The 26352-nt window shown below is 62.8% G+C and carries 27 protein-coding genes; 15 read left to right on the top strand and 12 right to left on the bottom strand.

The features are described from left to right. Positions 1–31: 31 nt before the first annotated feature. The gene (locus tag JFU57_RS25525; protein ID WP_078469094.1) at positions 32–1213 is read right to left on the bottom strand and encodes a fumarylacetoacetate hydrolase family protein; all 1182 of its coding nucleotides are present in this window, start codon (positions 1211–1213) and stop codon (positions 32–34) included. Positions 1214–1326: 113 nt separating this feature from the next. On the opposite strand from JFU57_RS25525, the gene JFU57_RS25520 reads away from it, so the two are divergent. The 7 genes from JFU57_RS25520 (at position 1327) to JFU57_RS25490 (ending at position 8742) form a co-directional block, all read left to right on the top strand. After that, positions 1327–2277, top strand: a complete 951-nt coding sequence (locus JFU57_RS25520) for a LysR family transcriptional regulator (RefSeq protein ID WP_078469095.1) — start codon at positions 1327–1329, stop codon at positions 2275–2277. A 128-nt stretch (positions 2278–2405) separates the two neighbouring features. Next, positions 2406–3986, top strand: coding sequence for an aldehyde dehydrogenase (NADP(+)) (locus JFU57_RS25515; RefSeq protein WP_201131194.1), 1581 nt, complete (start codon positions 2406–2408; stop codon positions 3984–3986). 89 nt (positions 3987–4075) lie between these two features. Continuing rightward, the gene (locus JFU57_RS25510; RefSeq protein ID WP_201131193.1) at positions 4076–5458 is read left to right on the top strand and encodes an MFS transporter; all 1383 of its coding nucleotides are present in this window, start codon (positions 4076–4078) and stop codon (positions 5456–5458) included. Further along, entirely contained in the window at positions 5455–6195 is a 741-nt protein-coding gene (locus JFU57_RS25505; RefSeq protein ID WP_078469098.1) for an SDR family oxidoreductase, read from the top strand. The genes JFU57_RS25510 and JFU57_RS25505 overlap by 4 nt, the downstream gene beginning before the upstream one ends. Before the next feature lie 39 nt (positions 6196–6234). Beyond that, positions 6235–7083 (top strand): ureidoglycolate lyase, encoded by an 849-nt coding sequence (locus tag JFU57_RS25500; protein ID WP_201131192.1) that lies wholly within the window; start codon positions 6235–6237, stop codon positions 7081–7083. 84 nt (positions 7084–7167) lie between these two features. Next, complete coding sequence (locus tag JFU57_RS25495) at positions 7168–7956, top strand: hypothetical protein (protein ID WP_201131191.1); 789 nt, start codon at positions 7168–7170, stop codon at positions 7954–7956. An 84-nt stretch (positions 7957–8040) separates the two neighbouring features. Continuing rightward, positions 8041–8742: a hypothetical protein gene (locus JFU57_RS25490; RefSeq protein WP_201131190.1), complete on the top strand. Its 702-nt coding sequence runs from the start codon at positions 8041–8043 to the stop codon at positions 8740–8742. A gap of 124 nt (positions 8743–8866) precedes the next feature. Here JFU57_RS25490 and JFU57_RS25485 read toward each other — a convergent pair whose 3' ends face one another. The 3 genes from JFU57_RS25485 to JFU57_RS25475 form a co-directional block, all read right to left on the bottom strand. Next, positions 8867–11107, bottom strand: a complete 2241-nt coding sequence (locus JFU57_RS25485) for an ATP-binding protein (protein WP_201131189.1) — start codon at positions 11105–11107, stop codon at positions 8867–8869. Continuing rightward, complete coding sequence (locus JFU57_RS25480) at positions 11104–11718, bottom strand: biliverdin-producing heme oxygenase (protein WP_201131188.1); 615 nt, start codon at positions 11716–11718, stop codon at positions 11104–11106. The genes JFU57_RS25485 and JFU57_RS25480 overlap by 4 nt, the downstream gene beginning before the upstream one ends. Positions 11719–11941: 223 nt before the next feature. After that, a complete protein-coding gene (locus tag JFU57_RS25475) occupies positions 11942–12313 on the bottom strand; it encodes a hypothetical protein (RefSeq protein ID WP_078469106.1) in 372 nt (123 codons plus the stop codon). A gap of 267 nt (positions 12314–12580) precedes the next feature. Here JFU57_RS25475 and JFU57_RS25470 point away from each other — a divergent pair, with 267 nt between their 5' ends. Next, positions 12581–13129: a glyoxalase superfamily protein gene (locus JFU57_RS25470; RefSeq protein WP_201131187.1), complete on the top strand. Its 549-nt coding sequence runs from the start codon at positions 12581–12583 to the stop codon at positions 13127–13129. A gap of 92 nt (positions 13130–13221) precedes the next feature. Here JFU57_RS25470 and JFU57_RS25465 read toward each other — a convergent pair whose 3' ends face one another. After that, positions 13222–14613, bottom strand: a complete 1392-nt coding sequence (locus JFU57_RS25465; protein ID WP_201131186.1) for an aldehyde dehydrogenase family protein — start codon at positions 14611–14613, stop codon at positions 13222–13224. A 100-nt stretch (positions 14614–14713) separates the two neighbouring features. Here JFU57_RS25465 and ptrR point away from each other — a divergent pair, with 100 nt between their 5' ends. After that, positions 14714–15592 (top strand): putrescine utilization regulator PtrR, encoded by an 879-nt coding sequence (ptrR, locus tag JFU57_RS25460; RefSeq protein WP_201131185.1) that lies wholly within the window; start codon positions 14714–14716, stop codon positions 15590–15592. Between the two features lie 69 nt (positions 15593–15661). On the opposite strand, the gene JFU57_RS25455 is transcribed toward ptrR, so the two are convergent. The 3 genes from JFU57_RS25455 to JFU57_RS25445 all read right to left on the bottom strand — a co-directional run bounded on the left by JFU57_RS25455 (position 15662) and on the right by JFU57_RS25445 (position 18094). After that, complete coding sequence (locus JFU57_RS25455) at positions 15662–16123, bottom strand: YbaK/EbsC family protein (protein WP_078469111.1); 462 nt, start codon at positions 16121–16123, stop codon at positions 15662–15664. A 147-nt stretch (positions 16124–16270) separates the two neighbouring features. Next, positions 16271–17347 carry a bifunctional DNA-binding transcriptional regulator/O6-methylguanine-DNA methyltransferase Ada gene (gene ada, locus JFU57_RS25450; protein ID WP_201131184.1) on the bottom strand — a complete coding sequence of 359 codons (1077 nt, stop codon included), beginning with the start codon at positions 17345–17347 and terminating at the stop codon, positions 16271–16273. Positions 17348–17434: 87 nt separating this feature from the next. Beyond that, a complete protein-coding gene (locus JFU57_RS25445; RefSeq protein ID WP_201131183.1) occupies positions 17435–18094 on the bottom strand; it encodes a DNA-3-methyladenine glycosylase family protein in 660 nt (219 codons plus the stop codon). A gap of 291 nt (positions 18095–18385) precedes the next feature. Between JFU57_RS25445 and JFU57_RS25440 the strand changes: the two genes are divergently transcribed. The 5 genes from JFU57_RS25440 to JFU57_RS25420 are packed head-to-tail and all read left to right on the top strand — an operon-like array spanning position 18386 to position 24457. Beyond that, entirely contained in the window at positions 18386–20464 is a 2079-nt protein-coding gene (locus tag JFU57_RS25440) for a type VI secretion system Vgr family protein (RefSeq protein ID WP_201131182.1), read from the top strand. 25 nt (positions 20465–20489) lie between these two features. Then, positions 20490–20846, top strand: a complete 357-nt coding sequence (locus JFU57_RS25435; protein WP_201131181.1) for a hypothetical protein — start codon at positions 20490–20492, stop codon at positions 20844–20846. After that, complete coding sequence (locus JFU57_RS25430; protein ID WP_201131180.1) at positions 20843–23122, top strand: LysM peptidoglycan-binding domain-containing protein; 2280 nt, start codon at positions 20843–20845, stop codon at positions 23120–23122. Before JFU57_RS25435 ends, JFU57_RS25430 begins: the two co-directional genes overlap by 4 nt. After that, the gene (locus tag JFU57_RS33340) at positions 23119–23781 is read left to right on the top strand and encodes a hypothetical protein (RefSeq protein ID WP_242487530.1); all 663 of its coding nucleotides are present in this window, start codon (positions 23119–23121) and stop codon (positions 23779–23781) included. Before JFU57_RS25430 ends, JFU57_RS33340 begins: the two co-directional genes overlap by 4 nt. A 16-nt stretch (positions 23782–23797) precedes the next feature. Continuing rightward, a complete protein-coding gene (locus JFU57_RS25420; RefSeq protein ID WP_201131179.1) occupies positions 23798–24457 on the top strand; it encodes a hypothetical protein in 660 nt (219 codons plus the stop codon). A 126-nt stretch (positions 24458–24583) separates the two neighbouring features. Here the strand turns inward: JFU57_RS25420 and JFU57_RS25415 are convergent, their stop codons facing one another. From JFU57_RS25415 to JFU57_RS25405, 3 genes are read right to left on the bottom strand one after another with little or no spacing between them, the layout of a single operon-like run. After that, positions 24584–24823, bottom strand: coding sequence for a DUF6555 family protein (locus JFU57_RS25415; RefSeq protein ID WP_078474104.1), 240 nt, complete (start codon positions 24821–24823; stop codon positions 24584–24586). Further along, entirely contained in the window at positions 24813–25070 is a 258-nt protein-coding gene (locus JFU57_RS25410) for a hypothetical protein (protein ID WP_201131178.1), read from the bottom strand. The genes JFU57_RS25415 and JFU57_RS25410 overlap by 11 nt, the downstream gene beginning before the upstream one ends. Further along, on the bottom strand, positions 25067–25324 hold the full coding sequence (locus tag JFU57_RS25405) for a DUF6555 family protein (protein ID WP_020294830.1): 258 nt from the start codon (positions 25322–25324) through the stop codon (positions 25067–25069). The genes JFU57_RS25410 and JFU57_RS25405 overlap by 4 nt, the downstream gene beginning before the upstream one ends. A 189-nt stretch (positions 25325–25513) precedes the next feature. On the opposite strand from JFU57_RS25405, the gene JFU57_RS25400 reads away from it, so the two are divergent. Further along, entirely contained in the window at positions 25514–25726 is a 213-nt protein-coding gene (locus JFU57_RS25400) for a hypothetical protein (RefSeq protein WP_020294829.1), read from the top strand. A gap of 65 nt (positions 25727–25791) precedes the next feature. Here the strand turns inward: JFU57_RS25400 and JFU57_RS25395 are convergent, their stop codons facing one another. Next, the gene (locus JFU57_RS25395) at positions 25792–26295 is read right to left on the bottom strand and encodes a DUF4142 domain-containing protein (RefSeq protein WP_078474107.1); all 504 of its coding nucleotides are present in this window, start codon (positions 26293–26295) and stop codon (positions 25792–25794) included. Positions 26296–26352: the final 57 nt, after the last annotated feature.

The raw sequence follows: 26352 nt of genomic DNA, 5'->3' as shown, positions 1-26352 counted from the left end.
TAATTGGGATGAATCGATACCGGCGGCGGCCTCAGCGGGCGAGCAGGCCGCGCGCGGCCAGGTTGCGCAGCAGGGCGCTCAGGCCAAAGGTCCAGGGCGCGGCCTCGCTGCTGTGGGTCACCTGATTGTGCAGGCTGCCCAGCAATGGGCTGCTGATGCTGACCTGGTCTCCCAGCTTATGGGTGAAACCGCCGCCGACGTGATCACGGTCCTCGGTCGGGGCGAACAGGGTACCGAGAAACAGCAGGAAGCCGTCGGGGTATTGGTGATTGGCGTTCAGGGTCTGCTGCACCAGGTCCTGGGGATCGCGGCTGATCTGGTCCATGGAGCTGGAGCCCTGGATCCGGTAGCCATCTTCGCCCCGCACCTCAAGGTCGACCACGCAGCGGCGCACGTCATCCAGGCTGAAGCCTTCATCGAACAGACGAATGAACGGCCCGATCGCGCAGGACGCATTGTTGTCCTTGGCCTTGCTCAACAGCAGCGCACTGCGCCCCTCGAAGTCCCGCAGGTTGACGTCGTTGCCCAGGGTCGCGCCGTGGATCTGCCCTCGGCTGTTGACCGCCAGCACCACCTCCGGCTCGGGGTTGTTCCATTGCGAGCCGGGGTGGATACCGATCTGGCTGCCGCTGCCGACCGCGGCGAGCACCGGGGCCTTGGTGAAAATTTCCGCATCCGGGCCGATTCCGACTTCCAGGTATTGCGACCACATGCCTTGTTCGATCAGCAGCGCTTTGAGGCGCTGAGCCTGCTCGGAGCCGGGGACGATCGAGCGCAGGTTGTCGCCGATGACCCCGTGGACGATGGCCCGAACCGCTTCGGCCTTGCCCGCATCGCCGCCGGCCTGCTCCTCGATGACCCGCTCAATCATGCTGGCGGCGAAGGTCACGCCGGCGGCCTTGATCACTTGCAGGTCCAGGGGCGGCAACAGGAACGGCTTGCCCGGGTCGCTGCCGGCACCGCTATTGGCCAGCAGCTCGTCGAGGCTGCAGATAAAGGTGCCTGGGGTCTGGCGCAACGCCTCCAGCGGCGAATCCGACTCCAGCAGCTCGCTCAAGGTTGCAAAACGTGCCGACAGATCGAACACGCCGTCGGCACGCAGAGCAATGGCCGATGGGCCGGCGATGGCTCCCGGGACCCAGGCGCGGCCGATCAGGGTGCCGCTCACGCCATCGGCGGGCAGGGTGTTGTGTGGGGTAAGCAATATCGACATGACGACTATTCCAGGTCCGTAAAGCCTTCACGCTAGGGCTGGCGGCCGATAAACTCCAATGACATATTTTCAATTATCGATAACGTACGGTTATTGTTTTGCGGGGGAGTGTCATGTCGGACCTGTCATTTTCAAGCTTCTGCGGTTGGCTCAAATTCAGGCATTTGCTGCTGATCGACACCCTGGGACGCACGCGCAACATGCACCTCGCGGCGCAGCAGATGAACCTCAGCCAGCCGGCCATCAGCAAGATGCTCAAGGAAATCGAGAGCCTGCTGGGCTTCGCCCTGTTCGAACGCCAGCCGCGCAGCATGCCGCCCACTGCCCTGGGCGAGCACGTGGTGCGGTATGCGCAGATTGCCCTCAATGATGCCCGGGCCTTTGTCGGGCAGATCAGCAGCCTGCGCGAAGGCGGCCACGGCCATCTCAAGGTCGGCGGGATTTTTGCCGCGACCGCGATCGCGCTGCCCGAGGCCATTTTGCAGATCAAGCAGCGCTGGCCGTTGCTGTCGATCGAAGTGGTGGAACAGACCAGCAACCACTTGATGGAGATGCTCGAAGAGAAAAAGCTCGACCTGGCGGTGGCGCGCTTCACCGAACAAAGCCAGCGCCGGCGCTATGACTTCCAGCCCCTGGCCCCGGAGCCGTTCTGCATCGTGGTCAACAGCCGTCACCCGCTGGCCGAGGCCGGGCCGATCTCGCTGCAGCAACTGGTGGACCTGCCCTGGATCCTGTACCCGGTCGGCACCCCGATTCGCGGGCGCATGGAGCTGGCGTTCGCCGACGCCGGGGTGGAGATGCCGCGCAATACCGTGGACACCATTTCCATGCAGACCTTTCTCCAGGTCCTGCAACGGGGGCCGATGATCGGCATGCTGCCCGATGCCATGGTCAAGCCGCTGCTCGACAGCGGCCAGCTCAGGACCCTGGACACGCCTCTGCACCTGGTGCCCCAGGACTACGGGATCCTGACGCGCAAGGGCGAGCCGCTGGTGGGCGCGGCCTTGGAGTTTGCCGAAATACTCCTGGAAAACGCCCGGCTGACCCGGGAACAGGGCGGTTGAAAGGGCACCGATGAAGCGACGCTTCCGATAACGGGGCGTTATCGGTTAATCCAAAAATGCCATTGGGAAAGAATCGCGACCGGGCAGTAGAGTACGGACCAGATTTCAATCCGGGTCAGGAGACTGTCATGCCCCAATTGTCCGGTCACAACTTTATCGCCGGCGGCCGCAGCGCCGCTGGCTCGGTGCTGCTGCACAGCGTCGATGCCAGCACCGGCGAAGCGCTGCCGGGTGCTTTCGTCCAGGCCACCCTGGCCGAAGTCGACGCCGCGGCGAATGCCGCTGCCCAGGCCGACCAGCTCTACCGCCACTTGCCGGCCGCGCGCCGCGCCGAATTTCTTGATGCCATCGCCGCCGAGCTGGATGCCCTGGGGGACGATTTCGTGGCCCTGGTGAGCCGTGAAACCGCGCTGCCGGCAGGTCGTATCCAAGGGGAAAGGGCGCGCACCAGCGGCCAGATGCGCCTGTTTGCCCAGACCCTGCGCCGGGGTGACTTTTACGCTGCGCGCATCGACCTGCCGCTGCCGGCACGCCAGCCGCTGCCCCGGGTCGACCTGCGGCAATGCCGCCTGGGTGTGGGCCCGGTGGCGGTATTCGGTGCCAGCAACTTCCCCCTGGCGTTCTCCACCGCCGGCGGCGACACCGCTGCCGCCCTGGCCGCCGGCTGCCCGGTGGTGTTCAAGGCCCACAGCGGGCACATGGCGACCGCCGAGCGGGTGGCTGAAGCGATCGTGCGCGCCGCCGAGAAAACCGGCATGCCGGCCGGGGTGTTCAATATGATTTTCGGCTCCGGGGTCGGCGAAGCGCTGGTCAAGCACCCGTTGATCCAGGCCGTGGGTTTTACCGGTTCACTCAAGGGCGGCCGCGCGCTGTGCGATATGGCCGCCGCCCGGCCGCAGCCGATCCCGGTGTTTGCCGAGATGAGCAGCATCAACCCGGTGCTGCTGCTACCCGAAGCGCTGGCGACCCGAGGCGAGCAGATCGCTGCCGAACTCGCCGCTTCGGTGGTGATGGGGGCCGGGCAGTTCTGTACCAACCCGGGGTTGGTGATCGGTATCCGTTCGCCGCAGTTCAGCGCCTTTATCCGGCGCCTGAGCACCCTGATCGGCGAGCAGCCCGGGCAAACCATGCTCAATGCCGGGGGCCTGCGCAGTTATGTGCAGGGCTGCGACGCCTTGCGGGCGCATCCGCAGATCCGCCATCTGGCGGGCGCGGCGCAACAGGGCCAGCAAGCCCGGGCGCAGGTGTTCCAGGCCGATGTCAGCCTGCTGCTGAGCGGCGCCGAACTGCTGCAGGAAGAAGTCTTCGGCCCGGCCACGGTGCTGGTGGAAGTGGCCGACCGCGCCGAGTTGCTGGCGGCCTTGCACGGCCTGCACGGGCAACTGACCGCCACCCTGATCGGCGAGCCGACCGAGCTGGGGCACGCTGGCGAACTGGTGACGTTGCTGGAAAGAAAGGTCGGCCGGGTCCTGGTCAACGGCTATCCGACCGGGGTCGAAGTGTGTGACGCCATGGTCCACGGCGGTCCCTGGCCGGCCACCTCCGATGCCCGAGGCACCTCGGTCGGGACCCTGGCCATCGAGCGTTTCCTGCGCCCGGTGTGCTACCAGAACTTCCCGGACGCCTTGCTCCCCCAGGCTTTGCAGAACAGCAACCCGCTGCACCTGACGCGCCTGGTCAATGGGGAAAATACCAACCAGGCCGTGTAATCCGCTGCACCGCCGGCTGAACGACTCAGCCGGCGCGACCCATTCGATAAAAACAATCAGGCATGTCCACATGCCCAGGGGTTATCTCCATGCAAACCATCTCCGAGCACCTGCCGGCGCAGGCGCAAGCCCGCGAACTGGATTTTGAAGACCGCACCTACCGCAAAGTCATCTGGCGCATCCTGCCGGTGCTGTTGCTGTGCTACATGGCCGCCTACCTGGACCGGGTCAATATCGGCTTTGCCAAGCTGGACATGCTCAACGAGCTGCAATTCAGCAACACCATCTACGCCCTGGGCGCGAGCATGTTCTTCTGGGGCTACTTCCTGTTCGAGGTGCCGAGCAACCTGTTGCTGCATCGCTTCGGCGCGCGCTTCTGGATCGCCCGGATCATGCTCAGTTGGGCGGTGATCTCCATGGCGGTGGCCTACACCGTGCCGCTGGCGGGGCTGTTCGGCATCGAATCCCACACCATGTTCTACGTGCTGCGCTTTTTGCTGGGGATCTGCGAAGCCGGCTTTTTTCCCGGGGTGATCCTGTACCTCAACTACTGGTTTCCAACCCATCGCCAAAGCCGGGTGATGTCCGGGTTCCTGATGGCGATGCCCATCAGCCTGACCCTGGGCGGCATTCTTTCCGGCTGGCTGATGAACAGCATGCAAGGGGTGCAGGGCCTGTCCGGCTGGCAGTGGATGCTGATCATCGAGGGCATTCCGTCGATCATCATGGCGTTCGTGGTCATCGTTTGCCTGGCCGATAACATCGACAAGGCCAAGTGGCTGTCGGCGGCAGAGAAAGCCCTGCTCAAGGCCAATCTGCAAAGCGACAACCAGGGTAAGGCCACCCGCTTGAGCGAGGTGTTTTTCAACCCGCGGGTGTGGTTGCTGGTGCTGATCCTGCTGACCTTCAATACCGGCTTCTACGGCCTGGCGTTCTGGATGCCGTCGATCATCAAGAGCACCGGCATCACCAACAGCCTGAACATCGGCTTGCTCACGGCGATTCCCTATGCCGTGGCCACGGTGGCGATGCTGCTCAATGCACGGCATTCCAACCGTACCGGCGAGCGCCGGCTGCACGCGGCGATCCCGGCTTTTATCGGCGGTGTGGGGCTGATCCTCAGTGCGTTTTTTGCCGACAACCTGCTGCTCTCGGTGTTGTTCCTGAGTGTCGCCGCCTCCGGGATCCTGAGCCTGATGCCGATTTTCTGGACCCTGCCGGGCACTGTGTTGTCCGGGGTCGCGGCGGCTGCCGGGATCGGCATGATCAATGCCATCGGCAACCTCTCGGGTTTTACCGGCTCGATGATCACGGCCGTGGCGGAAAACCTCACCGGCAATATCAACAACGGCACCTACGTCCTGGCCCTGTGCCTGTTTGTCAGCGGCGGGCTGATCCTGGCGATCCCCGCTGCCATGCTGGGGCGCAAGGCCAAGGCCGCTGATGCCACTGCGAAGGTGGAAGGCCGATGAACATGCGCGACAAACGGGTCCTGGTCACGGCGGCCGGGCAGGGCATAGGCCGGGCCAGCGCCCTGGCCTTTGCCGAGGCAGGCGCCGAAGTGTTTGCCAGCGACATCGATATCGACAGCCTGCACGGCATCGACGGCGTGACCCCGCTGCTGCTGGATGTGACCTCAAGCAGCGCCATCGCTGACGCCTGCCAGCGTATCGGTGGCCTGGACGTGCTGTTCAATTGCGCAGGTTATGTGCACAGCGGCAGCATCCTTGAGTGCGACGAAGCGGCCTGGGCGCGCTCGATGGAGATCAATGCCAGCGCCATGTACCGGGTGATTCGCGCCTTTTTGCCGGGCATGCTGGAGCGCGGCGGCGGTTCGATCATCAACATGGCGTCGGTGGTGTCCAGCGTCAAAGGCGTGCCCAACCGTTTTGCCTACACCGCGAGCAAGGCCGCGGTGATCGGCCTGACCAAGGCTGTGGCCGCCGACTTTATCGGCCAGGGCATCCGCTGCAACGCCATCTGCCCGGGCACCGTGGAGTCGCCATCGCTGCGTCAGCGGATTGCCGAACAGGCCGCGCAGCAGGGCGTCAGCGAGGCCCAGGTGTATCAGCAGTTCCTGGATCGCCAGCCCATGGGCCGGATCGGCTCTGCCGGCGAAATCGCCCAGTTGGCGCTGTACCTGGGCAGCGATGCATCGGCCTACACCACCGGTGGCGTGCACGTGATCGATGGCGGCATGAGCATCTGAGCCTGGGCTTACCCCTTTTAGAAAAAGCAGGAGCAGCACATGAAATTATTGCGTTATGGCGAAAAGGGCTCGGAGAAACCGGGACTGCTGGATGCCAACAACCAGATCCGCGACCTCTCGGCCCATGTCACCGATATTGCAGGCGAGGCCTTGAGCCCGCAGCGCCTGGCCGCCCTGGCCGCGCTCGACCCCAACAGCCTGCCGCTGGTGGCCGGGCAGCCACGGATCGGCGCTTGCGTCGGCCAGGTCGGCAAGTTTGTCTGCATCGGCCTGAACTACGCCGATCATGCTGCCGAGTCGAACATGGAGGTACCCAAGGAACCGGTGATCTTCAACAAGTGGACCAGCGCCATCTGCGGCCCCAACGACGATGTGCAGATCCCTCGGGGTTCGCGCAAGACCGACTGGGAAGTGGAAATGGGCGTGATCATCGGCACCGGTGGGCGCAACATCGACGAAGCCAACGCCATGCAGCACGTGGCCGGCTACTGCGTGATCAACGATGTGTCCGAGCGCGAATGGCAGCTCGAGCGCGGTGGCACCTGGGACAAGGGCAAGGGCTTCGACACCTTCGGCCCCCTCGGCCCATGGCTGGTGACCCGTGATGAAATCCCCGACCCGCACGTCCTGGACCTGTGGCTGGAGGTCGATGGCCAGCGCTACCAGAGCGGCAATACCCGGACCCTGATCTTCAGCGTGCCGCAGTTGATCGCCTACCTCAGCCGCTGCATGAGCCTGCAACCCGGTGATGTGATTTCCACCGGCACCCCGCCCGGAGTCGGCCTGGGCATCAAGCCGCAACCGGTGTACCTGCGCCCGGGCCAGACCATGCGCCTGGGCATCAGCGGCCTGGGCGAACAGCGCCAGCTCACGGTACAGGCGGACTGATTGCGCGGCCTGTTTCAATAGGCCTGGCTCCGGCCTCGCAGCCCCGGTACATTGGCGCCCATTGTCGAACCGGGGGGAGAGGCTATGGCGCCTGACGGCGAGTTGCGGCTGTTTGCCGTGCCGATGTGCGGCGGGCTGGTGTATGCCGGCGCCAAGGCGTTGGTCCTGGGGCCGAGCGCTGCGGCGCTGTTCTCGGGGTTTTTGTTTGGCAGCGTGATTGCCATTGTCCTGGGGATCCCCTTGCTGCTGTGGGGGGATCGGCGCTGCCCAGGCTCCAGACTGCGGCACCTGCTCAGCGCGCTGCTCCAGAGCCTGGCGGCCAACCTGCTGCTGGGCCTGCCCTTGGGCACACTTTTGTGGTCGACGCTGGCGGGCGGTCTGGCCCTGGGGCTGTTGTCCAGCCTGGTGCTGTTCGGCATCGAACGCTTGCCCAGCCGCACCCCGGTGCACAGGCGCAGCCCCGGTTCAATCATCGCCGTGCCGCTGTCGGGCGGGCTGACACTGGGCCTGGCGGCGACCCTGTTCATGGAGCACAGCCTGGGCGCTTTCTGCCTGTTCTTCCTGATTGGCGGGCTGCTGGGCATGCTGGTGTGCTGGCCGGTCCTGTGGCTGGTGGAACGTTGCCTGAACACCTCCTGGCGTTACCTGGTCGGCGGGGTTATCAGCAGTGGCCTGATCTGGCTGATGTCCGCGCTGCCCCATTTTCTCGACTATGCCCAGGCCTCCGTGTCTGCCGACTATCCCTGGCCATCACGATTTGGCCAGGGGGCGTTGCTGTTCCTGGCCCTGGGTCTGGTGGCGGGCGGCCTGTGCACCGCGCTCAATGCGCTGTTCGCGTGGCTATGGCGGCGCAAGGACCTGGTGCGGCCCTAGTCCGGGGGCCGGCTTGAGTGGCTGCGACGGCGTACGCTCTGTATCCTGCCCGACCTTCATCGCCGTCCTGCAAGGAAGCCCCCCATGTCTGTTTTTCGCTGCCGTTACGCGCTGCTGGCGTGCATCTTGCCCCAGGTGTGCCTGGCCGGTGCGGCGTCGATCGATCCTCGGGCAGAAAGCCTCTACCAACAAGCTGTGCCTTATCTGCAACAGGCCAACAGCAAGCTGGAAGCGGTGCCTGCCGACATGCCCACCGCGAGTGCCGAGGACAAGCAGCGAGGCATGCTGCTGATCGACCAGGCCGGCGCCTTGATGCGGCCGGCCGTAGGCCTGCTGGAACAGGCCGCTGCGCTGCAACACCCGGTGGCCGAATATCGCCTGGCGCTGATCTACGTGATGCTTTATCCAAGCGAGGAGGTGAAGGCCAAGGCCTGCCCCTTGCTTGAGCACAGCCTGACCCAGGGTTTTGCGCCGGCGGCGCTGGAAATTTCATCCTGGTGCCTGCCATTCACCGACACCCCGCAGTACCAGGCAGCGTTGCATGCTGTGGAGGACGCCATGCCGGCTTACGCGCAGTACTTTCCGCAGCCGGTGGTCAGGCTTGAGTGCCGCCGCGAGCAACCCCAGGGCCTGGTGATGCAGTGGGGCAGCAGCCGCGACTATCAGGCGGAAATCTACCGCCTGCTGGGGGACAGCAACCGCGCGCAACGCCAGGCGTTTTATCAGAAGGCGCTGGACATCAACGATTGCTACAAAGCCAAGCGGCGCATGGCCATTGCTCAATAGGCGGTTGCACCTATTCGGTCGCGGCAAATGCCGGGTGGTACTGCACACGCCCGACCGGCAGCGGGCCGTCCAGGACCCCGCAGCGCCGCCGGGTCAGGGCACCCGACGACGTGACTGACATTGATCAACTGGTGGTGACCGCACTCCTGGGCACGGTAAAGCGAAACTCGGTCCCGGTCCCGACTTCACTTTCGGCCTCGATCCGCCCGCCATGGGCCTCGACTATGCCCTGGGTGATGTACAGCCCCAGCCCGGTGCCGGTGGGGTTGCCGTCCTTGATGGTCCAGTAGCGGTCGAAGACGTGGGGCAGTTGATCCTGGGGAATGCCTTCGCCGGTATCGCGCACGCTGAACACGATGTCCTCCCCGGAGGACATCGCCACCACGCCGATCTTGCCGCGCCGCGGGGTGAACTTGATGGCGTTGCCCACCAGATTCGACAGCACCTGGAACAGACGCTCCGGGTCGGCGTGGATCGACAGCTGCGGCTCGGCCTGGAAGGAGATCTCGATGTCCTTATCCAGCGCCAACGGCGTGAGCAGGGCCTGGGCTTCTTCGAACATTTCCCCGACTTCCAGCGCTTGCGGCTTGATGGTGTAGCGCCCGGCATCGATTTTCGAGGTGTCGAGCAGGTCTTCAAGCAGGGTGTTCATCCGCCCGGCGGCCTGTTGCATGGTGTCGATGGCGGTCGAGATGCGTCGCGAGGTGTGCGGGCCGTCGGAGCTGAAGGCCTTTTGCATCATGCCGCACAGCATCGAGATCACGGTCATGGGGTTGCGCAGGTCGTGGGAAACCACCGCCACCAGGTCGTCCCGGGCCTGTACCGCGCGCTGTTCACGCAGCACCTGGCGCGCCAGGTCGCTTTCCAGCGCCGAGCGCCGCAGGTCATTGGCGGCGAACAGGTCGCCATGGCTCCACTTGGTGGCGATGCCGGCCATTTCCACCTTCCAGATCTCGAACGAGGTCCGCGGACGCAAGCGCAGGCCCGATTCGGAGTCTTCCAGGTTGAGCGGCTTGTTCGGGTCGCCGCTCCAGTTGATGTTTTCCTTCACCTCGGGGCGAAACCACAGCACACCGTTGTCCACCGGCTTGGGCAGGCTCATCGCAAGCACGCCGCTGGCGACCTGGGTAAAGGCGGCGGCAGGCGGGTAGAGCAACGACAGCTGGTGGCTGGAAAACACCTTCTGCGACGACGCTTGCAGCCATTTGTGCAGGGCGCGGATGTCATCGGGCTCGGGGCAGTTGCCGTAGCGGTGCAACTGTTTGTCTTCGATGATCGCCACGCCGCCGGCATCGGCCAGGGCCAGCAGCAGCTCCGGTTGTTGGGCCAGGCCGTCGAACACGTTTTCCGCGGAGTCGATCATCGTCTGGTTGAGCAGGGCCAGGGTTTCGACCTTGGCCTCGCGCTGGCGGCTGACTTCCAGCGCTTCCATCGCGCTGATCTGCAACGACAGCACCTGGCCGATGGTTTGGCAGGCGCTGCGCAATTCGTGGGGCACATGCAGTGGCTGGCGATTGCCGCAGCTGATCAGGCCCCAGAGCTTGTCGCCCTTGAGCAGCGAGATGCTCATGGAGGACAGCACCCCCATGTTCTTCATGTACTGGCAGTGAATCGGCGACACGCTGCGCAGGTTGGCGAAGCTCAGGTCCAGCGGCTGACCGGTATCCGGGCGCAGCTTGGGCACCAGCGGCACCGGCTGGTAGTCGGCATCGGGGATGATGCGCAACCAGTTGGTGCGGTACAGCTCGCGCGCCTGCTCGGGGATGTCGGAGGCCGGGAAAAACAGGCCCTGGAACACTTCCATGGACGGCGACGAGGCTTCGGCGATCACCTGGCCGTGACCTTCTTCCTCGAAGCGATAGATCAGGACCCGGTCATAACCGGTGATGGCCTGGATTTCCTCCACGCTGATTTCATACAGCGCCTGCAGGCTTTTGGCCGCCTGCAGGCGTTGCAGCATTCGCCCCAGGTTGGTGGCCTGGCCCGCGACCTTGGCCGGCTCGGCCTGAACCTCCAGCTCCAGCACCAGCACGCCCTGATGGCGGTGCACGAAACCTTCGAACACACCGCCATTCAGTGAAAAGAACAGCTCGGGTGCTTCCAGTTGGTTATCGTGGTGCGCTGCCAGTTCGACCTGCTGCGTGTACTCGGCGCCGATCAAATGCTCCAACGGCGCGCCCACGCTCTCGTCCGGTGTGCGGCCCAGCAGGGTCTGGACGTTGGCGCTGATCTGCAGTATGCGTAACTCGGGCTCGGCCAGGGTCAACAGCAAGCCGTGGGGCTGAATCGCGCCGGGGGTGCGGATGGGTTCGTCATCACAGTTGGCCAGCAGCTCTTCGAAGGCTTTTTTGTCCAATGGGTTCATAGCAGCACCTCCGAGCGGTCAAGCCAGTGTTCAAAAGATGAAAACGTATCCTGGGCGGCGTTCACCGCCTCTTGCCGTGCGTCGGCCTCCAGGGGCCAGGCCCCCAGGTAGTCGGTGAACTCGCGCCAGCGGCGGCCGGTGGCGGCGCCATAGATGTCGAGAAACGCCGCGCCGTTGTCCGCGTCCAGTTGCAAGCGGGCGGCAATCTCGCGCCGCAGGATCTGCCCGCCCAGGGTGGCGCCCTCCAGCACATAGAGCACCCCCAGGCAGGCCTGGACCGAAGGCGTGCCAGGCAGCGACGGGCACTGGAGCAGGGCGTCGATGGCGGCGTCATCCAGGCCCAGGGCCAGCAGGTCGCGGCGCAGGGTCGGGGCCTTGAGGCGCTGGTCCAGGCCAAAGTCGGCCGGCACCGCGCCGCTCTGCAGCAGGCGTTGCTCCAGAGGCTGGTAGAAGCCGTAGTAGGCCTTGATCAGGCGTAAATAGTGGGAGTGGCTCAGCAGGGGGGAGAAAAACGGCAGGCGCTTTTCCAGAGCAATGTGTAACGGAGTTGTTCCTGAGCGCAGGTTTTGCAGCAACAACGGAACATCAACGCTACGGACGTTTGATTGCATGTAAGTCAGCTCTAGCGGTCGGGCCTCATCACGGCCATGGGGCGGAGTGGAAGTGGGCTGAATGAACAATATCGCCAGCCGCACAACGGTCCTGCCAAGTGGATACGTTGGTGTTCCACCTGACGATCTGAGTCGCAAGAGTCAAAAAAAATTCCGGGCGCCGTGCAAAAAAATGGCGATTCGCTATTGATGGCGTGGTGCCCTGTGGCGCCAATGGCAGGGTTCATTCACGGGGGACTTCTTCGATACGGCCGCCGCAGCCGGTAAAGGACAGCTTGTAACCCTGGCGGCAGCTTCGCGCCTGTTCGGTGCGAGGGTCGACCGGGGCCGGGCCGCACACTTGCCCTTGGGGCGCGTCTCTTGAGCTGTTGTGCAGGCAACTCTGATAGCTGGCCATCATCGCGTCGTAGATGCCTGTATCGGCCTCCAACTGCTTGCTGGCGCGCTGCTCGCACTGAGCGACATCGGCATCGAGCTTGGCTACGCATTGCCGACCTTCGGCGCTGTCGGGCTGGACATAGCGGTATTGGGTGCAGCCGGACAGGCTGAGCAGGGCGGCGGTGGCGGCGATAACCAGGGGCAGGCGAATAGGCACGGGGCAGGGTCCGTCTGAAAAAGGGCTCGATCTATGACCCTGGACCGGGCATTCGGTTCTGCGCGTCTACGAGGGCCAGGCTCCTGCTGCGCCCTCGCCACCGGGCGCAGGCTTGGGTATGATCGCCGCCGGCCGCTGCTGCCCGCCGCTCGCTCCCGCACAAGGGAAAGGTGAAAGCATGTGTTGTTGTTCCCAATCCTATCGCCACTCTTGAGAGTCGAGGTTTGGCAATGCGAGCACCGAAATGCCTCGATCACAGGAGCAACGATGTTTTCGATCGATCAAGCCAAACAGATGGCCAAGCGGCTGCGTGCCTCGCTGGAGACGCGCGATCAAGTGGTGTCTCACTCCGCCGCACTGGAACTGGTGGCGCAGCAACTGGGCTACAAGGACTGGAACACCGCGGCGGCGCTGCTGCCCGAGCAAACCGCCCACGCCCAGCCAGCCACTACGCCTGCCATAACGTTCGACAAACCCATCCCCATCCTGCGCATGTTCGATGAAGCCAAGGCCCGGGAGTTCTACCTGGATTTCCTGGGCTTCGGCGTCGAGTTCGAGCACCGCTTCGAAGCCGATCTGCCGCTGTACCTGGGCCTCAGCCGCGACGGCCTGCAACTGCACCTGTCCGAGCACCACGGCGATGCCAGCCCGGGTTCGACCGTATTTGTGCCAATGCACAATATCGAGCTGCTGCGTGACGAACTGCTGGCCAAGCGTTACGGCTACGGGCGTCCACAGATTGTCCAGCAGGGCTGGGGCCAGGTGCTGGAAGTCTATGATCCGTTCGGTAACCGCATCCGCTTCTGTCAAAGCTGATGGCCCTGGCCCAACCCGAGGCCTGATCGCCGGCCAGGATCCTTTCGGCAGTGCCCGCCCGTAAGCCAAGGCTTACGGGCGGATTGCGGCCCTCAGTTGCGGTCCAGCCACACCGTCTGCGCATTGCAGAATTCGCGTACGCCGAAGTGCGACAGTTCGCGACCAAAACCGCTTCTTTTCACCCCGCCAAAGGTCACCCGTGGATCGCTGGCGCAGTAGCCATTGATAAACACGCCGCCGGTTTCCAGGTGCCGGGCGAAGTACTCGGCCACCTCCAGGTTGGCGGTGTAGACGGTGGAGGCCAGGCCGAACTCGCTGTCGTTGGCCAGGGCCAGGGCGTGCTCGGCATCGCGGGCGGTGATGATCGAGGCCACCGGGCCGAACAGCTCCTGCTTGAACGAGGTCATCTGATCGGTGACATCGGCCAGCACCGTGGCCGGGTAGAAGTTGCCGGCACCTTCGGCCTTGGCGCCGCCGAGCAGCAGGGTGGCGCCTTCTTCCAGGGTGTCGCGCACTTGCTGGTCCAGTTCGTCACGCAGGTCAAAACGCGCCATGGGGCCGATGTAGGTATCGGCGGCCAGGGGATCGCCCACGGCCAGCAGGCGAGTGGCGTCGACGAACTTGCGGGTGAATTCCTCGACCACCCCTTGTTCGACGATCAGCCGCTTGGCCGCTGCGCAGACTTGCCCGGTGTTCTGGTAACGGCCGATCACCGCGGCTTTGACGGCAGCATCGAGGTCGGCGTCGTTGAGCACGATAAACGGATCGGAGCCGCCCAGTTCCAGCACGCATTTTTTCAGCGCGGCACCCGCCTGGGCGCCGATGGCGATGCCGGCGCGGACGCTGCCGGTGAGAGTCACGGCGGCGATGCGGCGGTCAGTGATGGCACTGGAGACGCCGTCCGGGGTGACGTTGAGCACTTCAAACACACCCTCGGCGAAGCCCGCGCGCTGGAAAGCATCGCGCAGCAAATAGGCGCTGCCCATGACATTCGGTGCGTGTTTGAGCACGTAAGTGTTGCCGGCGATCAGGGCCGGTACCGCGCCACGCAGCACTTGCCAGATCGGGAAGTTCCACGGCATCACCGCCAGGATCGGCCCCAGCGGGCGGTATTCGATCCGCGCCTTGCCGCCTTCGACCAGGGTCGGTTCGGCGCTGAGCATGCCCGGGCCCTGGGCCGCATACCACTCGCAGAGCTGGGCGCATTTTTCAATTTCGCCACGGGCCTGGGTGATCGGCTTGCCCATTTCCCGGGTGATCATGCTCGCCATCTGTTGCGCGTCGTTGCGCAGCTCAGCGGCCAGGGCCAGCAGCGCGGCGGCCCGTTGTGCCACTGGGGTGTTGCGCCACAGGCTGAACCCCGACGCGGCGCGCGCCAGTGTCGCTTCCTGGGCCTGGGCCGATTCAAAGGGGTAGTGGCCGATCTGTTCGCCGGTGGCGGGGTTGATCGAGATGGCGTGGGTGACGCTGGAAACCTGAGTCATGGCACCGTCCTGCTGGGTGGGGATGGACGCAGGTTACGGTGGCGTTTGTTTTCTGGAAACTGAATAATACTGAGTCTTTCTTTCACGTTTGGAGAATGCGGTGGATCTGGTACAGCTGGAAATCTTCAAGGCCGTGGCCGAGCACGGCAGCATCAGCGCCGCTGCGGCGCAGATCCACCGGGTGCCGTCGAACCTGACCACGCGCATCAAGCAACTGGAGCAGGACCTGGGGGTCGACCTGTTTATCCGCGAGAAAAGCCGCCTGCGCCTGGCGCCGGCCGGCTGGAGTTTTCTCGACTACGCCCGGCGCATCCTCGACCTGGTGCAAGAGGCCCGGGCCACGGTGGCCGGCGAAGAGCCCCAGGGCTCGTTTTCCCTGGGCTCCCTGGAAAGCACGGCGGCGGTGCGGATCCCCGGGTTGCTGGCGGCCTACAACCAGCGTTACGCCAAAGTTGAACTGGACCTGTCCACCGGCCCCTCCGGGACCATGATCGACGGCGTACTGGCAGGGCGCCTGGCGGCGGCTTTTGTCGACGGCCCGGTGCTGCACCCGGCCCTGGAAGGCGTGCCGGCGTTCGAAGAGGAAATGGTGCTGATCGCGCCGCTGCACCATCGGCCGATCCAGCGCGCCCGAGAGGTGAACGGCGAAAACATCTACGCCTTTCGCGCCAACTGCTCGTACCGGCATCACTTCGAACGCTGGTTCACCCAGGACGCGGCGGTGCCGGGGAAGATTTTCGAAATGGAGTCCTACCACGGCATGCTCGCCTGCGTCAGCGCCGGTGCCGGCCTGGCGCTGATGCCGCGCAGCATGCTCGAAAGCATGCCCGGGTGCAGCACCGTGAGCATCTGGCCGCTGTCGGAAGCCTTTCGCTACTTGCGCACCTGGCTGGTGTGGCGCCGGGGCACGGTCTCGCAAAGCCTGACCATGTTCGTGCGCTTGCTGGAGGAACGCGGGGTGGTGCAGCCCCAGGCTTGATCGAAAGGTGTGTTCAGCCCGCGGGACTACAGGCTTTCCATGCCATTCTCGGTCCTTGACGTTGGAGGGTCAGGCCTGGGCCACGTCGACCCATTGCGCGCTGACCAGTTGCGCCATGCGCAGCGGGCAGATGCGTACCGCAGCGTTGGTCGCGCCGCCGGCGGGCAGCACTTCGTCGAATTGCTTGAGCGAGACATCGCAGTACACCGCGACGGTGTCCGGCACGCCGAACGGGCAGACGCCACCTACCGGGTGGCTGGTATGGGCCTGCACTTCGCTGGCGTCGAGCATCTTGGCCTTGACCCCGAAGTGGCTCTTGAATTTCTTGTTATCCAGGCGTGCGTCGCCACGGGTTACGATCAGGATGACCTGGTCGTTGACCCGCAGCGACAGGGTCTTGGCGATTTGCCCCGGTTCGACATTGTGCGCGCTGGCGGCGAGGGCGACGGTGGCGGTGCTTTCTTCGAGCTCGATGACCGAGAGGTCGGAAGCGTTTGCGGCGAGAAAGTGTTTAACGGTTTCCAGGCTCATGGCGGCTCCTTGAGCGGTCTGTCAGTGCGGTCCGGGGTTGCGGCAACGCGGCAGGGCGACCCGTGCGGGGCGCGGTCGAGGTCGGTCACCTTAACGGGTGCGGCGGCCATCGTGCCAGTGTTTGTCGGGGACCAGGAGCGCGCCGGCTCACTGCGCCTCACGCTCCAGCAGTTGGCGCTTGCGCTCCACGCCCCAGCGGTAGCCCGACAGCTGGCCATCGCTGCGCACCACCCGATGGCAGGGAATGGCCACCGCCAGGCTGTTGGCGCCGCAGGCCTGGGCCACGGCGCGAAAGGCTTTCGGCGCGCCGATGAGCGCGGCGATCTCGGCATAGCTGGCGGTGCTGCCCGGCGGGATGCTGCGCAGGGCCTGCCACACCCGTTCCTGAAACGCGGTGCCGCGCAGGTCCAGGGGCAGGTCGAGGCCGAGGGCCGGGGCCTCGATAAACCCCACGACCTTGGCCACCAATTGCTCGAACTGCCGGTCGCCACCGATCAAGCGCGCCTGGGCAAAGGTGTCTTGCAGTTCCGTGACCAGGGCTTGGGGGTCATCGCCCAGCAAAATGGCGCAGACCCCGCGGTTGCTTTGCGCCACCAGGATGGCCCCCAGCGAGCATTGACCGACGGCGAAGCGAATCTCGGTGTTGGCCCCACCGGCGCGGTACTCGCCAGGCTTCATGCCCAGTACGTCGTTGGAGGATTCATAGAAGCGGCTGTTGGAGTTGAAGCCGGCGTCATACAACGCCTCGGTCACCGAGCCGCCACGTGTCAACTGTTGGCGCATCTTCCTGGCCCGGTGCGCGCTGGCGTAGGCCTTGGGTGTCAACCCGGTGATGGCCTTGAACACCCGGTGGAAGTGATAAGGGCTCAAGCCCAGTTGCTGCGCCAGGGCATTCAGGCTGGGCGCAGCCTCGGCCTGCTCGATGAGCTGGCAGGCGCGGGTCACCAGAGCTGCATGCTGCTGTGCGGTGCTGGTCTGATCCGCCGCCGCGCGCCTGCTGGGGCGATAACCGGCAGCTTCGGCCTGCTCGGCAGTATCGAAAAACTCGACGTTGTGCCGCCGTGGCAGGCGCGCTGAGCTGCTGGGGCGGCAGTAGACCCCGGTGGTTTTCACCCCGTAGACAAACTGCCCGTCGGCGCCTGGGTCGCGAGCCTCTATCGCCAGCCAGCGCCGATCGTCTTCAGACTCGGCGCCAGGGCTGTGGGGCAGGGTGGGTTGCTTCATGTCGGCTCTCTGGGGTAGGTCAGGTTGCAAGCAGCATAGGCCGATTTCCGGCGTCGAAAACTCCGAGTCTTGCGCTTGAATTGACGCTCAATCCGTGGTGTCCGCGCCCCGGGCCGGGTGTGCCGGAACCCGCCATAAATACCAGGCCGCCACGGTGCGGTAGGGGCTCCAGGCCTGGGCGGTAGCGGCCATCTGCTTGCGGGTCAATTGTGCGTCCAGGCTTTGCAGGCGCCGGTAGCCCTCACGCACGCCGAAATCGTCGACGGGCAGGATATCCAGACGTTCCAGGGTATAGATCAACAACATCTCCACGGTCCACTGGCCCACCCCGCGCAAGGCGACCAGGCGCTCGATCAAGGCTGCATCGGTCATCTGCAGCGCTTGTTCATAGCTGGGGATCACCCCGTGTTGCGCCGCTTCGGCCAGGCCCTGGATAGTTGCCAGCTTGCTCGCGGAAAAACCGCAGCCACGCAGGGTGTGTGGATCGGTGGCGATGATCTGTGCCGGGCTGGGGAATGCCTGGCCGGGGTACAGCGCCAGCAGCCGCCCGAGGATCGCGTCGCCGGCCCGGGCATGCAATTGCTGATAGGCAATCGCCCGCACCAGCGCCTGGAAAGGGTCGCGGGTCGGTTTGGGCTGATGCAGGCAGCGGCCCACCCGCTGGATATGGGCGGCCCACTGTGGGTCCAGCGCCGCCAGAAACGCACTGGCGTCGGCATAAGGGTCATCAGTGGCGGCGACGGGCATGGCGGTACCTGAAAAGTCGTGGGTCCAAGGGCTCTTTGCCGGAGCATGGTAGGGGACGCCGGGGTGGGTTGCACTCGGTGTCTTGCGCTTGAACTCCGGGGTGTGGCTAGGGGGATTTTCGGCTCAACAAAGGGAGCCAGGCTCCAGATCAGGTGATTTAAGCGATTTTTCTGTGGGTCTTTTCAGCAAGGTCTCATATCTGCGGGCCATGAAACACGTGCAGGCTTCTGCCGGCTACACCCAGGCATGCCCACTTTTGAGGGCCTGCAATCAGGTTGCCGGGAATAGAGCATGCCAAGCCAATCCGATCTGCGCTTTACCTTCAGTATTGGTAACGAGTCTTTTGACGTTGTTGAGTTCACCTTGCACGAAGGTTTGTCCGAGACCTTCCACCTCGCGGTGGAACTCACCAGTGCCAACCCGGCCGTCGACTTTGGGCAGGTGCTGGATCGTCCGGCATTGCTGACGCTCTGGCATGGCGAGGCACCGATGCGTTACGTGCACGGCGCCGTGTCCTCCTTTGTTCAGCACGACAGCGGCTTCAGGCGTACACACTATTCGGCGGTGGTAGAACCACGTCTGGCACGGTTGAAGCTCAGTTCCGACTGGCGCATTTTCCAGACTCTTACCGTTCCGCAGATTACTGAGGCAGTGCTTAAGGCCCACGGGCTGACTCAAGACTACGAACAACGCCTCACCACCGAACACCAAGCCCGCGAATACTGCGTGCAGGCCGGCGACACCGACTACCACTTTGTCGAACGCATCATGCGTGAGGAAGGTTTTTTCTACTCCTTCCGCCACAGTGCAGAAGGTCACCAACTGGTCCACAGCGATCGCCTGTTTATCCACGGGCGGGTGGGGGATGAGCCGGTGCAATACAACCCCGCACCCGGCGGCGATCAGCCGCAACCTGCGTTACGCCGATTCGCCTACAGTGAAAACGTACGCACGGCGCGCCAGACCCAGCGCGACTACACCTTTCACCATCCGCGCTATGGCCATCAACACAGTCGTGATGGCGCCGATCTCGACCATCAAGGCCGACAGTACGAACGCTACGATTACCCGGCCCGAGCCAAGTTTGATGAGGCCGGCAAACCCTTCGCTGAGAACCGCCTGCGTGGTCATCGGCGTGATGCGCGTATGGCCCTGGTCGAGGGCGATGATCCGCGCCTGCAACCGGGTATCTCCTTCACTCTCGCGGGCCACCCACGGGAAGACCTGAACCGAGGCTGGCGCCCGGTGAGCATCGTTCACCACGGAAAGCAGCACACCAGCCAGGCTGAAGAAAGTGCCGAAGCACAGCTGGGTACGCACTACAGCTACCAGGCCGAATTGGTGCCGGACGATGCCGAATGGCGCGCCGAACCGCTGCGCAAACCTCGTATCGACGGCCCGCAGAACGCCACGGTGGTCGGCCCAAAAAATGAGGAGATATTTACCGACGAATACGGCCGAGTGAAGGTGCAATTCCCCTGGGATCGAGAAGGGAAAGAGGACGAATACAGCTCCTGCTGGATCCGCGTTTCGCAGAACATTTCGGGCGCCACCTGGGGCCATATGGCCATCCCGCGTATCGGTCAGGAAGTCATCGTGGACCATTTCGACGGCGATCCCGATCAACCGATCATCACCGGCCGCACCTACAACCGCCTGCAACTGCCGCCCTACGAACTACCCCGTCATAAGACCCGGATGACGATCAAGAGCAAGACCCACAAAGGCGAAGGCTTCAACGAACTGCGCTTCGAGGACGAAAAGGATCAGGAGGAAATCTACGTCCACGCACAAAAAGACCAGAACATCCACATCAACCACGACGAAACCACCTTCGTTGGCAATGATCGCAGCGAACAAGTCGAACACGACGATAGCATCAGCATCGGCCACGACCGCAAAGAGACGGTCGGCAACGACGAACAAGTCAATATCGGCCAAGACCGCCGGCACGATATCGGCCAGGACGACTCCTTGACCATCGGCCGCAATCACAGCATCCGCACCGGCAAAGACCGCACCGAAGAGGTCGGCAACCATCGCCGCGACAAAACCACGGCCAACCACTGGGTCAGCATCGGCGGGCATCAGGAACACAGCGTGGAAGGTCGATCCGAACTGCAGGCAGGTCAGGCTATTCGTCATCGCTCGCAGGTGATCGACCTGCAGGCCGGAGAAATCGTCCGACTGCGCGGCCCCGGCGGCACCATCACCTTGCACGATGGCGGCATCACCCTGGACGGCGTCGCCATCAACATCAAGGGGCCGCTGAAACAGCAGGCTGGTGGCAGCGGCTACGCGCTGTCCCTCGATGGCCAGCCAATGCCCGGTCTTCCCTTTGATCCGACCAGCCTGCCACTGTCCGAGTAGCGGACCGGCCCCAGGAGCGCTTCAGATGCTTGTCAGCTTCCCCTTCCTGCGCAACGCCGATCTTCAAGAGACAGATACGATCGACGATGGCACCTTCAATCTGGGCGAGAAAAGCGGCAAGGGGGCCTTTACCGTCAGCCACCAGTTCGGCTGGCATGGTGGCGTGCACCTGGTAGCCCCAGGCGCACCGAACGATCCCGAACCCGTCCGCGCCATCGCCGATGGTGAGGTCGTGTTTGCCCGTCACAGCGACCCGATGCCGCTCAACAGCGCCAGCGCCGAGGTCCAGGCCGCCCACCCACTGCTGTACTACACCGGCTGGACCAGCAATGGCGTCATGCTCACAAGCACCAAACCGAGATCGGCGAAGGGGTGGGTGTGACCTTCTATTCCATCTACCAGCACCTGCACACCGTGGCCAACAAACCGGGCACCGAAACGCCGCTGAAAAAAGGCGACAAGGTTTATCGCAAAGACTCGATCGGCAAGGCCGGGGCCGTCTACGGAAAACCCAATCGCATCCACTTCGAGATCGTCGCCGACCAGCGCAACGTGGAAGCCCTCATGGGCCGCAGTACCGGTCCACTGACCGCCCCGCAAGGCCGGCGCACCAGCGTATGGGGCGATATGCATATCGTGCTGCCCGCCAACACGGTGCTCTACGCCCAGGACCCTCGTACCGAGAGCAAGGCTTATGTGGTGCGCACCGGTCACCCGGGTTCGGGGGGCATCAACGACAGCCTCAATTCAGTCGCGCAACGCTTCCACACCACGCCTGAGCGCATCCGCCGGCTCAACGGCACACCCGCCCAAGCGGCCAACTGGTGGTCAACGGTGGCGGCGGCAACCACGGTCGCCCAGCGCACCATCCGCGTACCGGCCCAGTACGGCGCCGCAGCGAACGCACCGCCCGCGGACCTGTCCCTCGAAGATTGGCGTCACTGGCACGCCACCCGCAGTGGCCGGACACCGGCTGATCTCATCATCAGCCTGAGCGAAATTCGAGGAACCATCACCCTCACTACTCGCGACCGCGAGGGCGTCGTGATCGGCCGCTGTACGGAACCCGAGGGTGGCTACAACCTGTATAAAACCGCGGTCAAACACTACCCCGGCTGCCCCAGCGCCGGTTATGAAATGCTGCGCTTCGGACGCATCCTCGGTCCCGATGCACCTGCCGCAACGGACATGCAAGGCGGGCGTCTGCCCCATGTGCGCAAGATCGTCAGCCCGGGCGGCGTGCAAGCGTTCGTCGACCTCAACCCGGCAGGCGTCAAGGTGTACAGCGACGCCGATTTCCCCGATTGGCTCGGCTGGACCTTTATCGACGACGACACCGATGGCAACAGTCGCTGCGACTCGAAACAGTTACTGGACCTGATCGAACCCATGGCGCCCACCCCCAACCCCGCGCCGAGCTTGCCGGGAGTGCTGGGCGAAGCCGTGCATGCCGCCGCCAAGGCGTTGGACACGGCCCTGCACTACAAAGACCGCCTTGCCCGAGCCTACGCCAAGATCCACAACGCCAGCATGCGCAAGCGCCTGAGCTACTGCGTGGCCAAACTCCCTACCGAGTGGTCGCGCGACGACTTCGACCAGCGCTGGGGCTGGATCAAAGGCGACGATCCAAACGACGTGCCGGCCAACGTGCTGCTCAGCCTGTGCCTGTCACCTGAGGCCTACGACAAGCTCAAGCGCCACCATGGAGCGCTGGCGTTTTGGGAGGATGCGGTGAAAGAGGGGCTGGCCTTGGGCAAGGTGCATTATCACTTTCATCCGTTGCGGTTTATTGAGGTCTTCAGGAGGTGTGGGTGGTTGAGTCCTGCCGAACTTAGGCAGATGGTTCCGGCACGGGCGTTGCGTGGGCTCGGGGCAGGTATTCCTGCTCAGATCGTATATGAAAGGGTGCGGCCTGAAGCCGGTCAACTAGTCCAAAGCCACTCAACCGAACTAAATTGCGCGCTGCGCAAATACACCATCAACACCCCAGTTCGTATGGCTACCTTTTTTGGAAACGCCGTACAGGAAACTGCTTGGCTACGAGTGACAGAAGAAATAAATGCCACTAATCGGTGGTATGCGCCTTGGATAGGGCGAGGCTTCCTGCAACTCACTCATCCCAGCAATTACCTCAACTATTGGCACTGGCGTGGCCGTGTAATTGATGCTGATGTGGAGCGCAGGTTGAGGCAGGCACAACAGCAGGCTAATGCTCAACGCAGCAATCAGCCATTGCAGGAAGTGGAAACGCAACTGCCAAGGCAAATAGTGGTTTGGCGCACTGATATCGCAATTAAGAAATACGACTCTGCCGACAGTGCCGGATACTACTGGTCCATGAACAAAGCTAACCGGGAAGCGGATGTGGCATCGTCTAATACCCGTCACCCCTTCACCCTGCATACCAGTAGCGAACAATGGCCGGGCCAACGCTTCACCTTTTACGAAAATGTGTCCTTCCGTCGCGTGAGTTGCCTGATCAATTTACCCGGCCACATCAACCGTACCGATCCGCAACTCAACGGTTTAGTCGACCGTTATCACGCCTATGCTTACGCGCAAGTGCTGCTACTTGACCAAAGTATCTTTCCTGACGCTAGCGGTGTGATGCAGTTTCTGCCAGAGAATTACCACGTTAAAGATGAGGAACCACGATGAGCACAATACGCCTGATTCCCCTGCTTAAGGCCGGTCTGCTCGTGGGACTTGTCCCATTTATCGCAGTGGGTGAAACCGCCATAGATGTTAAAAGAGTGTCTGAGTCCGGTGATAAAAAACTGCCCAAAGGCATGCAGCGCTATGTTCTTCCGCTAAAGGGGTGTACTTTCGAGTTCGTTGCAAAAGAAGGAGGAAGAGCCAGGGAAAGCGAGAGTTTCTCGCCCTATCCGTATGGTTTTTTCAGTTATAGCCGCTATGTGAATGGTAAGAAGCCGCCATCGCTCTACTTTAGTTGCCGATCAGGCGCAGCCACTAAAATATGCCCAATAGAGTTTAAGGAGTACCGCGAACTTTCCGCAGAAGATATTCGCGATATCCAGATGCGCAAGTTGGGCTCGCTCAATTCGCACTACTACACTGAGGCGTATATCTCAACCTCCACTGGAGTCGCCCCGCCTCGATCACGTAGCCTCAGCCTATGTATTGGCGATGAAAACCATACGCTTGTTACCGAAAACGGCAGTATCTTTCTCGGAACCGACCCTCGCGAAATCTGGCAAGCCCGCAACAAACCAGTACTTCCCGTTTCCGAGGGGGCTTTACCGGAGGTGCTCGACATTATTCGTTCCATCCGTTTTTTGCCGGCAGTCAGCGAGTGAAAGGTGAGGAGCCACGATGAACACAATACGCCTGATCCCTCTGTTTATGGCTGGTCTGCTAATGGGCCTCGCCTCACAATTCGCAGTGGGTGAAACCGCCACCGATGCTGAAAGGGCGTCTGATCTTGGTGATAAGAAACTGCTCAAAGGCATGCAGCGCTATGTGCTTTCGCTACAGGGTTGTGCTTTCGAGTTCGTTGCAAAAGAGGGAGGAAGAGCAGAGGCTGACGAGAGTTCATCACCCTATCCGTATGGCTATTTCAGTTACGATCGCTATGTGAATGGTGAAAAGCCACCATCGACATCCTTCATTTGCTACCCCGGTAATGCCACGGAGTTATGCCTAAAATTGCTTCCCGTTGAGCCCACAGAAAATATCCGATACTACAACATACGTCGCTTTGAGAATTTGCACCCCGCTTACTTTAATATCGCCCAGATATCGTCGTTTCCTCTTAATAGCTCCTTGCCGGGCCAAGTTAGAAGTCTTAGTTTTTTTCTGGGCGATAATACCCATACGTTGATCACTAGCAATGGTGGATTCGAGCTTGGCTACGATTCCAGAGACATTTCCGAAACCCCAGGAAAAAAACTTCAGTCCACTTCTGAAACTGCCCTTCCTGCGACGCTCGAGATTATTCGCTCCATCCGCTTTTTGCCGGCAGTCAGCGATTGAAAGGCGAGGCTGCGCGATGAACACAATACGTCTGAGCTATATTCGCCCGTTACAGCGCTGTGTCTTTAAGCTCGTTAACCAACCCAAAATCCAAAGCTTGGAAACACCACAAACTGCAATGAAACACTACTTCTGAGCCACCGAGGTCTTCGGCGCCAAGTTCCAGCGCACCGAGCTGATGCCGTGGGGCTCAAGGATGCTTTTGATGATGGCCAGGGAACGCAGCGACGGCAGTTCGCGCAGGGGGATGGCGCAGTCGAGGGCGGCGCAGAACCAGGCGTCGAACTCGGTCATCTGGGTCGAGGCGTGCAGGGACACTTTTTTGTGTCCCTGCAGCAGGTAGTGGATTTCGTAATCACGAAGCATGAGGTGATTGCTGGATGGCGCGGCGGATGCGCATCCAGTCCTGATAGGCCTCGGTGCGTTTGGCGTCCGCGGCTTTCTTGGCCTGGCTGTAGCGTTCCCACACGGCGTCCTGGCCGTCCTGGCCCCCGATGATGGTGTAGGCCAGGTCGTCGAGGCGGTCGGCCTCGAAGAACAGTTGGGTGTTGCGCGCGATTTCCTCGTCCCAGGGGTTGCAGTCGAGGCTGGTCTTCAGGGCGTGGGCGTTCACAGGCTTGATTCTCCGGTCCAGTCGATTTGGGTCGAGGGGCGCCATTGCACATCGGTCAGGCCGTAGCGTTCGGCCAGGGGGCGGGTGACGCGCTTGACCTTGTCCCGGGAAGACTTGGGGATGGTGCCGATGCCGGCGTCACAACTGGCCCAATGCCAGGCCTGTGCGTTATCCATGCCGTCGGCGCGGATGACGAAGGTCTTGTGTGCACCCTGTAGGTGGTATTCGATTACGTAAATTGCCGGGTTTCCCATAAGGCCCTCCATTAGCTTGTGAGAAAGAATCGATTTCGTTCAAAAAGGTTCAAAATAATTGTAGGACAATTGCATTTCCGTGACCCAAGTCAAGCCCAGGCCATTCGTCACCTCGAATGCACTGCACCGCCGCTCCGAACGTCGAAAGATCATGGCCCAGGTTGGCTGGACCCAAGCCCTGAGGTGTTTATGTCCACTGATTCGAGTTTCGACGATCAAGCGCAAACCCCACGCCCCGATCCGGCACCGGCCGAGCCCTCTGCCGAGCCGTTCGACCCGTTGCAGAAGGACCCCTTGGCGCGCCCCGAGGTGGTAACCCGCGAGCGCCCCGAAGACTGGAACGAGCCCAGCGCCGGCGATGGCATCCCCAGCGACAAGGACATGCCGCTGCCCAATGATTGAGCTCCCATGCAAACCCCGCCTTTCGGGCGGGGTCCGGGTGCTGCTTGGGGCGTTCGGGCCGGCGGTTACTTGGCGTGCTGCGCCTGCAGTTTTTTCGCCATGTCCAGGTGGTGCTCCAGCGTCGGCAGGGTCTGCTGGGCAAACGCCTTGAGTTCGGCGTTATCCGAGGAGGCGGCTTCTTTTTTGAACAGGGCGACGGTGTCCTCGTGAGCCTTGACCTGGTTGTTGGCGTAGGCCTTGTCGAAGGATTCGTCACGCATTTCGAGAATCATCTTCTTGGCTTTTTCCGTGAGCGAGGCTTCATCCGGCACCTCGATATCGAGTTTTTTCGCCAGGGTCGTCAGCTCCTGATTGGCCTTGGTGTGGTCGGTGACCATCTGCTGGGCAAACGCCTTGACGTCGGCTGCGCTGCTTTTTTCCAGGGCCAGCTTGGCGCTTTCGACTTCGTTGATTCCGCCTTGCGCCGCGTCATTGACGAAGCTGTTGGAGGTGGCGGCAGCGGCGCTGCCCACGGTACCGGCCAGCAGCAGGAAGGACAGGCCCATCTGTTTCATCAGCAGTGTGTTCATGGTGATCTCCATTTCATTATCAGGGGACGAGGATGTCGTCTTACTGTTGAGCCAGCG

The organism is Pseudomonas sp. TH07 (genome assembly GCF_016651285.1).
Classification (GTDB): Bacteria; Pseudomonadota; Gammaproteobacteria; order Pseudomonadales; family Pseudomonadaceae; genus Aquipseudomonas.
Note: the sequence above shows the minus strand (reverse complement) of the source record. Positions and strands in the feature narration are given on the sequence as shown.